This is a genomic window from Bradyrhizobium sp., assembly GCF_017881085.1.
Taxonomy (GTDB): domain Bacteria; phylum Pseudomonadota; class Alphaproteobacteria; order Rhizobiales; family Xanthobacteraceae; genus Bradyrhizobium.
In genome coordinates, this window is record NZ_JADGRI010000166.1 from 1 (window position 1) to 11,488 (window position 11,488).

General features: G+C 63.3%; 12 protein-coding genes. 2 read left to right on the forward strand and 10 right to left on the reverse strand.

The features are described 5' to 3' along the window. The 3 genes from QZ213_RS16450 to QZ213_RS16460 form a co-directional block, all read right to left on the reverse strand. A partial coding sequence (locus QZ213_RS16450) for an aldolase/citrate lyase family protein (RefSeq protein WP_291687150.1) occupies window positions 1–329 on the reverse strand: 329 nt, incomplete at its 3' end. Window positions 330–333: 4 nt separating this feature from the next. Next, complete coding sequence (locus QZ213_RS16455) at window positions 334–795, reverse strand: MaoC family dehydratase (protein WP_291687151.1); 462 nt, start codon at window positions 793–795, stop codon at window positions 334–336. Between the two features lie 60 nt (window positions 796–855). Then, the gene (locus QZ213_RS16460; RefSeq protein ID WP_291687152.1) at window positions 856–2,061 is read right to left on the reverse strand and encodes a CoA transferase; all 1,206 of its coding nucleotides are present in this window, start codon (window positions 2,059–2,061) and stop codon (window positions 856–858) included. A 327-nt stretch (window positions 2,062–2,388) separates the two neighbouring features. Between QZ213_RS16460 and QZ213_RS16465 the strand changes: the two genes are divergently transcribed. Together QZ213_RS16465 and QZ213_RS16470 are read left to right on the forward strand one after the other, a co-directional pair. After that, on the forward strand, window positions 2,389–3,189 hold the full coding sequence (locus tag QZ213_RS16465; RefSeq protein ID WP_291687153.1) for a CbbQ/NirQ/NorQ/GpvN family protein: 801 nt from the start codon (window positions 2,389–2,391) through the stop codon (window positions 3,187–3,189). After that, window positions 3,186–5,513 (forward strand): VWA domain-containing protein, encoded by a 2,328-nt coding sequence (locus QZ213_RS16470; RefSeq protein ID WP_291687154.1) that lies wholly within the window; start codon window positions 3,186–3,188, stop codon window positions 5,511–5,513. The genes QZ213_RS16465 and QZ213_RS16470 overlap by 4 nt, the downstream gene beginning before the upstream one ends. Here QZ213_RS16470 and ureE read toward each other — a convergent pair. The 7 genes from ureE to QZ213_RS16505 form a co-directional block, all read right to left on the reverse strand. After that, on the reverse strand, window positions 5,510–6,004 hold the full coding sequence (ureE, locus tag QZ213_RS16475) for an urease accessory protein UreE (RefSeq protein WP_291687155.1): 495 nt from the start codon (window positions 6,002–6,004) through the stop codon (window positions 5,510–5,512). The genes QZ213_RS16470 and ureE overlap by 4 nt on opposite strands. Before the next feature lie 95 nt (window positions 6,005–6,099). After that, window positions 6,100–7,137 carry an aliphatic amidase gene (locus QZ213_RS16480; RefSeq protein WP_291687156.1) on the reverse strand — a complete coding sequence of 346 codons (1,038 nt, stop codon included), beginning with the start codon at window positions 7,135–7,137 and terminating at the stop codon, window positions 6,100–6,102. Between the two features lie 40 nt (window positions 7,138–7,177). After that, the gene (urtE, locus tag QZ213_RS16485; protein ID WP_291687157.1) at window positions 7,178–7,879 is read right to left on the reverse strand and encodes an urea ABC transporter ATP-binding subunit UrtE; all 702 of its coding nucleotides are present in this window, start codon (window positions 7,877–7,879) and stop codon (window positions 7,178–7,180) included. After that, window positions 7,872–8,624, reverse strand: a complete 753-nt coding sequence (gene urtD, locus QZ213_RS16490; protein ID WP_291687158.1) for an urea ABC transporter ATP-binding protein UrtD — start codon at window positions 8,622–8,624, stop codon at window positions 7,872–7,874. The genes urtE and urtD overlap by 8 nt, the downstream gene beginning before the upstream one ends. Further along, a complete protein-coding gene (gene urtC / locus QZ213_RS16495; RefSeq protein ID WP_291687159.1) occupies window positions 8,621–9,772 on the reverse strand; it encodes an urea ABC transporter permease subunit UrtC in 1,152 nt (383 codons plus the stop codon). Before urtC ends, urtD begins: the two co-directional genes overlap by 4 nt. Further along, the gene (gene urtB / locus QZ213_RS16500; protein WP_291687160.1) at window positions 9,769–10,638 is read right to left on the reverse strand and encodes an urea ABC transporter permease subunit UrtB; all 870 of its coding nucleotides are present in this window, start codon (window positions 10,636–10,638) and stop codon (window positions 9,769–9,771) included. Before urtB ends, urtC begins: the two co-directional genes overlap by 4 nt. Window positions 10,639–10,702: 64 nt before the next feature. Continuing rightward, a partial coding sequence (locus QZ213_RS16505) for a transporter substrate-binding protein (protein WP_291687161.1) occupies window positions 10,703–11,488 on the reverse strand: 786 nt, incomplete at its 5' end.

Consider the following 11,488-nt stretch of genomic DNA (forward strand, 5'->3'; position numbering starts at 1 on the left):
GCAGCCTCGAACGCATCGAGGTACAGGGCCAGGTGATTGACGTCGGCAGCGCCGGCGCATTTCGGCAACACGATGCCGTCGGGGCAGCCCGGCATGACAGCGGCCAGGTCGCCGAGCGTCAGGCCGGTATCGAGCGCGTTGACGCGAATGTACATCCTCTGGTTCGGGTTGCGTGCATCGAGCATCTCGCGGGTGACGCCGCGCGCGACCACCTTCTGATCCGGCGCGATCGAATCCTCGAGATCGAGGATCAGGGCGTCGGCGGCGGTCTTCTTCGCGCTCTCGAATTTGCGAACGCTGTCGCCGGGAACGAACAGGAATGATCGCATCGCCTCACACCTTCGCTGGCGGTTTGCAGTGCATCAGCCCGGTGCGCCGGCAGCTTGCGACCACCTCGCCGCGCTGGTTGGTCGCCGTGTGCTCGAACTCGACGATTCCTTGCGTCGGGCGCGATTTGCTGATGCGCTTGGAGATGATCCTGGTATGCGCCTTCAGCGTATCACCGTGAAATACCGGCTTCGGAAACTTGACGTCGGTCATGCCGAGATTGCCGATCGTGGTGCCAAGCGTGGTGTCGTAGACGCTCATCCCGATCATGATCCCGAGGGTGTAGAGGCTGTTGAACAGCCGCTGGCCGAATTCGGTGGTTTCCGAGAAATGCGCGTCGATATGCAGCGGCTGCGGGTTCATCGTCAGCAGGCTGAACATCGTATTGTCCATCTCGGTGACGGTCCGGCTGAATTCATGATGAAATTCCCGGCCCACCTCGAACTCCTCGAAATATAACCCCGCCATGGCTCCCCCTTTCCAGGTGTTTGTTGCTGTCGATTGATCGTTTGATGTCAGCGGTTGCGCCTAGCGTACCGGGGTGCGCACGGCGCCGGTCTTTATCAAATCGTCGATGGCATTGGGCTCGAACCCCGCGTCAAGGAGCACCGCGCGGCTGTCTGCGCCGATATCCGGCGCCGGGCAGAGCTGGTCCTCCGAAAGCCCCATCATGCCCGGCGTGCGCGGCGCGTAGACCGGACCAACGCCGGGCGTATCCTGGCAGACCGCGGCCTTGGTCGCTTCGACGTGAGCATTGTGCAGCCAGTCGCCGGGAGTGAGGATCCGCTCGGCGATGATGTCCGCCGCATGCAGCCTCTCAAGCCAGGCTTCGCTCGACTGGGTCAGGAACACGTCGCGCATCTGCGGGATCAGCGCATCCGCCGAATCCGCGCGCCTGGCAAAGTCCGAAAACCGCGGATCGCCGGCCAGATCCTCGCGCCCGATCGCCGCGCAGAGGCGCTTGTATTGCGGTTCGTTCACCAGCGTGACCATCAGCCAGCCATCTGTGGTTTGATAGGAGCCCGCCGGCACGTTGAGCGCGCGCGGAGCGCCGCCCTCCAGGACATATTCGGCGACCTTGTGACCCAGCAAGGCAGCCGTCGACTGCGTCAGGCTGACGTCGATCCAGCGGCCGGCGCCCACGGTCGCGCGCGCGAACAGCGCGGTGGCGATGGCCTGGAATGCGTAGACCCCGGTGGCAACGTCGGAGATGGTCGTGCCAACCCGGTGCGGCGTCTTGTCGTTGCCGACGTTGACCGACACCAGGCCGGAAAACGCCTGCGCCACCGAATCCGAGCCCGGGCGCTTCGCGTAAGGACCCTGTTGCCCGAAGCCCGACACCGAGAGGTAGATGAGCCCGGGATTGTCACGGGCGAGATCGTCATAGCCAAGTCCCAGCCGGGCGGCGACGCCGGGCCGGAATCCCTCGATGAGCACGTCGCAATCCCGGGCCAGCCGCTTGGCGATCGCGATCCCATCACGGTGCTTCAGATCGAGGCACAGGCTGCGCTTGCCGCGGTTGTAGACGGCGGATAGCGCCGTATGGTTTCCGTGGGTCGTTCCCAGATAACGCGACCAGTCGCCTTCCGGCGGTTCGACCTTGACGACTTCGGCCCCGTAAACACCGAGCAGCATGGCGCAGTAGGGCGATGCGATACCCTGCCCGAAATCGAGAACGCGCAAGCCGCGATAAGGCGCCTCGTGCGTTGGCGATATCTTTCGTTCGACTCCCAATTTTCTTTTCTTTCTTTTTTGCAACCGCGCCAGGCCGGTCGATCCGCGAAGAGAAGAGGATGGCTATCGACGAGTCAAGCACCCGCGCGCCCGCGAAAAGACGCCGTTTAATGCGGCGCTTTGCGGTCCCCCCGATTCACATGTCGCTTGTACAAAGCCGGGATTAGCAGTCTAATGACTTCCGAGGCGTTTCATGGAACGCCTGACTGCGCGCTCCGAGGCTGTGGCGCGCCATATGGCGATGCTTGCCGAACCCCACTCGCGGAGGGGCGGAGGTCTTCACATCGACAGGCGGTCTCCCCACGCACAAGCCCCGTGGAGATGCGCATGAACCTCGATGCCTACCGAATTCAGTCCGAGCCCTATTATCAGCCCGTCGGCGACGAGATCGCGGTGTTTGAGGCCGCCTTTTCCGAGCGTCTGCCCGTCATGCTGAAGGGGCCGACCGGGTGCGGCAAAACCCGATTTGTGGAACACATGGCATGGCGTCTGGCCAAGCCCCTGATCACCGTCGCCGCGCATGAAGACATGACGGCATCCGACCTTGCCGGCCGCTATCTCCTGGAGCCGGGCGGCACCGTCTGGCACGACGGCCCGCTGACGATGGCCGTCAGGTATGGCGCGATCTGCTATCTCGATGAAATCGTCGAGGCGCGGCAAGATACAACCGTCGTGATCCATCCGTTGACGGATGCACGGCGGATCCTGCCGCTGGAAAAGCACAACGAGATCGTGGCGGCCCACGCCGATTTCCAGCTGACGATCTCCTACAACCCCGGCTATCAGAGCGCGGTGAAGGATCTGAAGGAATCGACCAAGCAGCGCTTCCTCGCGATCGATTTCGACTATCCCTCGCCGGCCGTCGAAGCCGCGATTGTCGCGCGCGAGGCCGGGACCGACGTCGAACTGGCCGGTACCCTCGTCGCCATCGCGGAACGGTCCCGCAATCTTCAGGGCCACGGCCTCGACGAAGGCGCCTCGACCCGGATGCTGATCCATGCCGGACGGCTGGTGCGCGCCGGCCTGCCGCTTGAAGCCGCGGTCCGCTCGAGCATCGTGCTGCCGATCACCGACAATCAGGACATCCGCGAAGCGCTCAGCGCGGCGATCGAGGCCTGTATCCCGTGAGCGCGGCCGTCCCATCGGGGTCGTTGCGCGTCATTTCGGCCAAGCCGGATGGCGCCGTCCGCCGCGTCCATTTGCTGATGAGGCAGCGCGAGGCGCTGCGGCCGCTGTTCCGCACCGCCTGGGACGATCTTGCAGCGCGCTTCGATGCCGACGAACTCGAGGGCTGGGCGGCGGGCGTGCTGGCGCTCGCCGATGTCAACGCCGGTCCTTCCTGCCTGGTCGCTTTCTGGGAGGGCAGCCGAAACCAGCCGACCGAAGAAGGCATCGCCTCGCTGATCGTCGCCGCACACACCGCGGCCAATATCTGCCGCAACGCCGGTGCGCGGGCGGCCGCCGCTACGCTCGTGGCCGTCGCGATCGCACGCCGCTTTCTGGGCACCGGCGCGAGCCTGGCGCGCTGGTGGCGCATCATGGACGATCTCGCGTCGCAGGCGCCGGAATCGGTGGAGGCGGCGGCGGCGCGGATGGGCGAGATCCTTTCGGCGGGCGATATCAATACCTTCGAGAGTTTTGTTGCAGCCGGCTTGAAACTGGCGGCCGGCGACGGACGCAAGCGGCTGAAGTTTTTCACGCTGCAGGATGAACTGGCGCGACGTCTGGTGGAGCGCGCGACCGCCGGCATTGGCTTCGCCGAAACCGAGCGCCAGACCAAAGCCTTCGTGACCTCCTTGTGGGGCCGGCCACCGTTGTTGCGCAGTTTTGCAGGCGACACCGGTCAGACGCCGCAACGCCGTGCCGGAATCGCGGGGCCGCTGATCCGGCTGCCGGAGATATATCGCGGCGTACAGGGCGAGGCCGCCTACGCGCTGTACCGGGCCGCGGCGGCGCACGCCCAGGCCCATCTCGTGTTCGGTGGCGCCAGGTTCCCGGTGGCCAAGCTGAAGCCGCTTCAGGTCGCGCTCGTCACCTTGATCGAGGACGCCCGCATCGAGTTGCTGGCGATGCGCCAGCTGCCGGGATTGCGCAAGCTTTGGTCGCCCTACCATGTCGCCATGCCGGCCGGCGTCGCCACGGCCCCGACCCTGCTCGCCCGGCTGGCGCGGGCTCTGTTCGATCCCACCTACGAGGACGACGACAGTTTTGTCGCCAAGGGGCGCGCGATGTTCGACGCAGCACTTCCACGTCTGCAGGATCCGGCGATCAGCCGCGAGGTCGGCATGTTGCTGGGCAACGATCTCGGGCAGATGCGGATTCAGTTCAACGCCAAGACTTACGTTGTCGAGCCGGTCTATCGCGACGACGGGCTCGGCCTCTGGGATTTTGGCGAGGACGCGCCCTCCTCCGGTGAACCGCTCGATCTGGCCGTCGATGCCGTGCGCCTCGAGCAGCAGGAGAAGCCGGATCAGGAACTGCGTCCAGATCTGCGCGAAGATGAAGATAAAGGCAGCGCCGGCCGCGCGCGGCCGGTCGCGGCGGATCAGCGCGGTGTGGTGATCGCGAAATATCCCGAATGGGATCGCGCGCATGGCGTTGAACGTCCGGAATGGACGACGGTGCGTGAGATTCCTGCCCGGCCCGGCAATCCGCGCCTTGTGGAAGAAGCCCTCGACCGCGCCGATGTCCTGCGCAACCGGATCCGGCGGCTGGTGCGCGGCGTCCGCGTCGGACGCACGATCCGGCTGAAGCGCCAGCTCGACGGTCATGATCTCGACCTCGATGCCGTGATCGACACAGGGATAGCGCTGCGCCTCGGCCAGGAGCCCGACCCCCGGGTATTTCGCTCGACCACCTCGAAGCACCGCGATCTGGCGGTCCTGCTGCTGCTCGACATTTCGGAATCGACGCGCGATCGCCTCGCCTCCGGCGTCTCCATTCTCGAAGTCGAGCGTCTGGCGGTCGCGGTTCTCGCGGAGGCCATGAGCGCGCTCGGCGATCCCTTCAGCATGCTGGCGTTCGCCTCGAACGGGCGCGACGATGTCGAGATGACCACCGTCAAAGCCTTCGATGAACCCTATGACCGCGCCTGCGTCGGGCGGCTGGCCGCGCTGTCGTCAGGCTTGTCGACACGGCTCGGTACCGCGCTCCGTCACGCCGGCGAGTTGATCAGTCACGCCCGCAGCTTCCGGAAACTCGTCATCGTCCTGACCGACGGCGAGCCGTCCGACGTCGACGTCGCCGACCCGCTCGATCTCGTCGAGGACGCGCGAAGGGCCGCCGTCGGATTGCGGGCGCGCGGCATCGACGGATTCGGCGTCGTGCTGGGCTCGCACGCGATGAATTCGGCGGTTCGAATTTTCGGGCGCGGCAATACCATGCTGGTGCCGCGCGTCGAGGATCTGCCGGCGCGGCTGTCCGAACTCTACTTCCGGCTGGCGCGGCGCTAGATCGCGCCAAGCGCTCCATCCGCCGCGGAATCGCGCTGCTCTTCGTCCAAAATGCTCACACTGACGCGGCGCGCGGAAATCATTTCACCGAGACGGGCAATGTAGTCTTCTGGCTGGCCTTCAAGCGCGACAAACAGAGCCTCGCCCTCGAAACGGACGCGCCAGTGAAGATTTCCGGCCTGGTACCCTAGTTCGACCGCGTCCCCGATCGAGCGCGGCTCGAGGCGCATCCAGCGCTCGGTGGCCGCGCGAACCACGATCGCGCGCTTGCTATCGATCAAGAGCACGGCGCCGTCGAACAGCTTCTGGTGACGCGGCAGGGCGATGGCCAGTTCTTCGCCCCCGCGCGTCGTTGCCAGCAGCCGGCGGCGCGCCAAATCGGCGACCGGGATGTTAACCACATCAACCGCGCCGCTATGTTCCAGGCGGTGAATTTCCTCCGAGAACGCGGCTTCCAGGCGACTGCCCAAGACACGATCGATGCGCAGCATCGCTGCCCACCCCTTTCACGCCAAACGTGCGGTTATGCTTCTTGCGAGATATCCACGCCGGCGGCGACGCGCCGGCGTGGAGTTCCGGGTTCGGCCTAGCGATGGGCGGCCACCTTGTTGGGAATGCCCTCGATCGGAGCCTCATCCGTTCCCACGGTCTTGCGGGTGAAACCCTCGACCATTTCGCGGGTGCCTTCGGGATCGGCGATCCATTTGTTGTAGAACTCGTAAGGACACGCCGCGACGCCGCGGTCGCCTTCGCCGGAATTGATCATGCCGGTGTAGCCGCGGTGCACCAGCTTGAAGAGATGGTTTTCCGACTGGCCGTTCTTGCGAGCGTCGCGGATCAGCATCTTCGAAAGCTGCGCGTACTGGATGCCGTAATCTTCCTCGCCGCATTCACCAAGCGTACGGCCGTCAAAGCCGATGATCGCGGAGTGGCCGAAATAGGAGTAGACGCCGTCGAAGCCGGCGGCGTTGGCGACCGCCACATAGACATTGTTCGCCCAGGCCATCGCCTTTGCCATGATGACCTGCTGGTCCTTGGCCGGGTACATGTAGCCCTGACAGCGAACGATCAGTTCCGCGCCTTTCATGGCGCAGTCGCGCCAGATCTCGGGGTAGTTGCCGTCGTCGCAGATGATCAGCGAAACCTTGAGGCCTTTGGGCCCTTCGGAAACGTAGGTGCAGTTGCCCGGATACCAGCCTTCGATCGGCACCCACGGCATGATCTTGCGATACTTCTGCACCACCTCGCCCTTGTCGTTCATCAGGATGAGCGTGTTGTAGGGCGCCTTCTTCGGATGCTCCTCGTGGCGTTCGCCAGTGAGCGAGAAAACGCCCCAGACCTTCGCCTTGCGACAGGCTTCCGCGAAAATCTCCGTCTCTTCGCCGGGTACGACCGAGGCCGTCTCGTACATCTCCTTGGAGTCGTACATGATCCCGTGGGTCGAATATTCCGGGAAGATCACGAGATCCATCCCCGGCAGGCCGGACTTCATGCCGACAACCATGTCGGCGATCTTTTTGGCATTGGCCAATACCTCGGCCTTGGTATGGAGACGAGGCATCTTGTAGTTCACGACGGCGACGCCGACCGTGTCATTGCTGCTGGAAATGTCACCATGGAGCATGGAAATGGCCTCCTGTTGTGGTTGGTTCGAGTGTTGCCGATCAAACGGCCATGTGACGATGGACAAGGTCGTCGGTTAGCGTATCGATCGGTCCGGACGCCGCGACGTGGCCTTTTTCGATGATCACGAAGGATCGTGAGGCACGCCGGGCGAAGTTCACATCCTGTTCGACGAGGATGACCGTGATGCCGTGCTCGTCGTTAAGCCGCATGATCACGTCCTCGATCTGCTCGACGATGTTGGGCTGAATTCCCTCGGTCGGCTCATCGAGCAGGACAATTTTAGGATCGGTCAGCATCGCGCGGGCGATGGCGAGTTGCTGCTGTTGGCCGCCCGACAGATTGCCACCACGGCGATTGAGGAGTTCCTTCAGCACCGGGAACAGGTCGAAAACCTTGTCCTCGAGCACGCCGGCGTGGCCGGGGTCGCGGCGGGCGAAAGTGCCAAGTTTCAGGTTCTCGCGCACGGTGAATTGCGGCAGAATGCCCCTGCCCTGCGGCACATAGCCAATGCCGTGCCTGACCCGGTCATGGGTCGGGGTCGCCGCAATTTCCTCGCCGTCGAGCCGGATGCTGCCTTCCGTCCTGTCCATCAGCCCGACGATCGCGCGCAGCAACGCGGTCTTGCCGACGCCGTTGCGCCCGAGCACGCTGAGGAAGCCGGCATCGGCGACCTCCAGCGTAACATTCTGCAAGGCGCGGCTATTGCCGTAGAACGCGCTGAGATTGTCGATCTCAAGCATGAGCGAAGCCCCCCGAACCAAGATAGGCTTCTCGCACCAGAGGGTTGGCCTCGACGTCGCTGACGCTGCCTTCCGCGAGCAACTTGCCTTGATGCATGACCGAAATCGAATCGCCGATTTCCTTGACGAAGCCCATGTCGTGCTCAACCACGATCAGCGTGTGCCGACCCTTCAGCCGGTTGAAAATTTCCGCGGTCTTGCGAGTTTCCTGGACGGTCATGCCGGCGGTCGGCTCGTCCATCAGGATCAGTTCGGCGTTCTGCGCCATCAATAGCGCGATCTCCAGCCACTGGGTTTGGCCGTGAGATAAATGTGCGGCGGGCGCCTCCATTCGGTCGATGAGACCGACGAATGCGCAAAGGTCTTCCAGCCCGGCGGTGTCGTCGTTCTGGGGCGCGCGCGTGAGATTGGCCCACACGCCCGGGCTTTGGCAGTAGGCGACTTCCAGATTCTGGCGCACGGTCAGTTCCCGGAACACGCTCGGTACTTGAAATTTGCGGCCGACGCCGGAGCGTGCGATCGCATACTCCTCAAGCGTCTCAAGATGTTTGCCTTTGAAGAGGATCGAGCCGGCGGTCGGCTTGACCTTGCCACAGATCAGATCGAGACAGGTGGTCTTGCCGGCGCCGTTCGGCCCGATCAGGCAGCGCAGTTCACCCTTGCTGATGGTCAGGTCGAGCCCGCTGACGGCCATGAAGCCGTTGAAGCTGACGGCCAGATCGCGCACGACCAGATGGGTGCTCATGCGATCTCCTCCGGACGGTTCGATTTCATATCGATCGTCTCGTCGCGGTGATGATCGCTGGCAGGCCAGATCTTCGCCAACAATTGGCTGATCAGGCCGGCGAGGCCGGACGGCAGGAACAGAACGACCAGCACGAACAGGACGCCCATGACCAAGGTCCACGTGTCGAGAAAGGTCTTAGATTCCGACAGCGCGCCCTGCACGCCGGTGACCAGCACCGCGCCGAAAAAGGCTCCGGGCAGGCTGCCGCGGCCGCCGACGGCACACCAGATCACCACCGACAGGCTGAGAGGCACATTGAGGAATGTCGGCGACGCAAATTCCATCACGATCGTGTAGAGCATGCCGGCTAGACCGGCCACCGCCGCCGAGATCGCCATCACCGTGATCTTGTAGGCGGCGACGTCATAGCCGAAATACTGCACACGGCCTTCCTGGTCGCGAATGGCCTGCAGGATCAGGCCGAATTTGGTGCGAGAGAGCACGTAGCCGGACAAGAGGGCGACACTGCAGACGGTGGCGATCAAATAGAATGTGGTGCGGTTGTACGCGTCGAACACGATGCCGCCGATGGTCAACTGCGCCAGATCGGTGATGCCGTTGAAGCCGCCGGTATATTGCTGCTGGTCGATGATCAGCAGGTTGACGACGACCAGCATGGCCAGCGTCGTGATCGCCACGAATACGCCGGTGACCCTCCCGCGGAACATGAACCAGCCGAGCGCCGCCATCAGCGCCGACGGCACCACGATGCCGGCGATGATCGCGAAGGTCATCGAATAGAATGGCGCCCAGAACCAGGGCAGTTGCTGGACATTGTTCCAGACCATGAAGTCCGGCAGGCCTCCGGCGCCGGTCTGAACCGGAATGGTTCGGAGCTTGAGAGCCATGGCCATGCAGTAGGAGCCGAGACCGAATGGTAGTGCCTGGCCGAGGTTCAGGATGCCGCCATAGCCCCAGGACAGAGACAGGGCCATCGCCAGCAAGCCAAATACCAGATAGCGGCTGTATTTGCTGATCAGGAAATCGTCGACGAGCACATAGGGCATCAGATACATCGCCGCGATCAGGACGACGATGCCGATCAGTTCAGGCTGCCAGAAACCCGTTGCGCGCTGCCGCGAACGTGACGGACGAGGCGTGCTCATGCGCGCACCTTTGCGACGAACAGACCTTGGGGCCGAAACCGAATGACGCTGATGATCAGGATCAGCACAATCGCCTTGGCGATGGTGTCGTTCTGAAGGAATGCGATCACGCCTGTAACCTCGCCGAGCGAGAAGGCGCTGATCACCGTGCCGAACAGGCTCTGCACACCGCCGAGCACGACGACCATGAATGCATCGACGACGTAGCCGGTGCCCATTTCGGGCGACACGCTTTTCAGCGGCGAGATGATCGCGCCGGCAAGCCCGGCCAGGCCCGTGCCATAGGCGAAGGTCGCCGAATAGACCCGATCGGCATTGATGCCGAAGGAGGACGCCACGCCGCGGTCCTGCACGACCGCGCGCAGCTTTAGCCCGAAGGTCGTGCGGTAGATGATGAACCAGCTGATCAGGAACAATAGCGCGGCGACCACGAAGATGAAGATGCGATAGGCGGAAGTCTCGACCCCAAGGATCGACACGCTGCCGGCCATCGATGGCGGTAGCTCGACATAGCGCAGATCGCCGCCGGCGGTGAGCCGAATGACCTGCTGCAACACCACGCCGATACCCCAGGTCGCCAGAATGGTATCGAGCGGTTGCTGGTACAGCCGACGCAGCAGGATGCGCTCGACCAGCCAGCCGAACAGTCCGACGCCGAGAAAAATCAGCACCAGACCCGGCAACAAGGATACCCCGACGTACGTCTTCAACGCCCAGGCGGCGTAGGCGCCGAGCATGATGAACTCGCCGTGAGCCAGATTGATCACCCCGATCGTGCCGTAGATGATCGAGAGGCCCAGCGCCGCGAGCAGCAGGATCGATCCAATGCTGAGCCCGGTCAGGACCTGTTCGAAGACGATTTGCATTACAATTTCCCGCAATGGCCGAAGCGCCGGGCGGCCGACTCGCCGCCCGGACGCGCAAGGCTAATCAGACCTTCTTTTCGACCAGGCCTTTTTCCGTGCAGACCTGGTTCGGATAGGCGGCGTAGGGATCGGGCCTCAGCCAATCCTTGGCTTGGACGATGATTTCGAATTGGCCGTTGGACTTGGCCTGAGCGATCTTCGGCCACAACCAGGTGTGCAAGTTCTCGCCATCGAGGCGGACCTTGCCCTGCGGTGCGATCAACTCGACTCCCTTGACGGCTTCGCGGATCGTATTCGGCGTAATATCGCCCTTGCCGATCTTCTCGACCGCCTGCTTGAACATGTAGGTCTGGAAGTAACAGGCCTCGGACACGAAATGGGTGACCTTGTCGGCGCCCCAACGCTTCTTGTAGGCGGCGACGAACTTCTCGTTCTCCGGCGACTTGTAGACTTCGAAATACGGCGCCGAGGTGAAGTGGCCGGCAGCGGCCTCGCCACCCATGGCGGCGATTTCGTTTTCCGAAGTGGTCAGGCTCGCCATCGGCATCTTGGCAGGATCGAGGCCGGCGGCCTTGTACTGGCGATGCAGCGCGACCACCGAGTCTCCGACCACCGTCGAGAAGATGACGTTCGGCTGCTGCTGGCGGAACTTGTTGATGACCGACGAGAACTCGGAATGGCCGAGCGGCACGTATTCCTCGTTAACCACTTCGGCGCCGTATTTCTCAAGCAGCTTACGGCAGTAGTTGTTCTCTTCCTTCGGGTAGATGTAATTCGACCCGATCATCGAGAACTTCTTGCCGAAGTTCTTGATCAGCCACGGAATGAATTCATCCTGCTGCTGGTTCGG

What these genes read in the sequence shown, in the direction of transcription:
- QZ213_RS16455 (WP_291687151.1), bottom strand. Translation starts at nt 795, where the DNA reads ATGGCGGGGTTATATTTCGAGGAGTTCGAGGTGGGCCGGGAATTTCAT.
- QZ213_RS16465 (WP_291687153.1), top strand. Translation starts at nt 2,389, where the DNA reads ATGAACCTCGATGCCTACCGAATTCAGTCCGAGCCCTATTATCAGCCC.
- ureE (WP_291687155.1), bottom strand. Translation starts at nt 6,004, where the DNA reads ATGCTGCGCATCGATCGTGTCTTGGGCAGTCGCCTGGAAGCCGCGTTC.
- QZ213_RS16480 (WP_291687156.1), bottom strand. Translation starts at nt 7,137, where the DNA reads ATGCTCCATGGTGACATTTCCAGCAGCAATGACACGGTCGGCGTCGCC.
- urtE (WP_291687157.1), bottom strand. Translation starts at nt 7,879, where the DNA reads ATGCTTGAGATCGACAATCTCAGCGCGTTCTACGGCAATAGCCGCGCC.
- urtD (WP_291687158.1), bottom strand. Translation starts at nt 8,624, where the DNA reads ATGAGCACCCATCTGGTCGTGCGCGATCTGGCCGTCAGCTTCAACGGC.
- urtC (WP_291687159.1), bottom strand. Translation starts at nt 9,772, where the DNA reads ATGAGCACGCCTCGTCCGTCACGTTCGCGGCAGCGCGCAACGGGTTTC.
- urtB (WP_291687160.1), bottom strand. Translation starts at nt 10,638, where the DNA reads ATGCAAATCGTCTTCGAACAGGTCCTGACCGGGCTCAGCATTGGATCG.